The 534-nt window shown below is 46.3% G+C and carries 1 protein-coding gene; it reads right to left on the reverse strand.

What is annotated here, in order from left to right; genetic code table 11:
* Window positions 1-49: 49 nt before the first annotated feature.
* Window positions 50-534, reverse strand: a 485-nt coding sequence (locus ACS8FD_RS24135; protein WP_439277708.1) for an HAD-IC family P-type ATPase, incomplete at its 5' end; no start/stop codon positions are given.

Consider the following 534-nt stretch of genomic DNA (forward strand, 5'->3'; position numbering starts at 1 on the left):
ATAAGCCTGAAGTCACTAGATGATAGCAGTTGCCAGATGAAAATATAGGTTAAGCTCGTTTTAAACGCAGCGCATTTAATACCACCAATAATGAGCTTAGCGACATGCCAATAGCAGCAAGCCAAGGCGGAACATAGCCTAGGGCCGCTGGTATTAACACAATACCGTTATAAGCGAGAGCCCAGCGAAAGTTTTGTTTAATAATACGTTCGGTTTTATCAGCGATACGTTTGGCGGCAGTAATTGCATCGATTTGACCGTTCAATATGATACTGTCACTAGATACCTGTGCCAAATCTGCGGCCCCAGCAATCGAGGTCGACACGTCTGCTGCTGCCAACACAGGGGCATCATTGATACCATCGCCGACCATTAGGACGACTGCGCCTTCAACTTGCAGTTTTTGTAAGTGGTTAACCTTATCGGTTGGCGATAAACCGTTGTAAGCAGACTGCATTCCCAAATCTTTAGCCATTACGAGCGCTTGCGGACTTGGATCTCCTGTTAGCATCATTGACTCGATGCCATACTCCT

This window comes from Psychrobacter sp. 1U2, assembly GCF_051847575.1.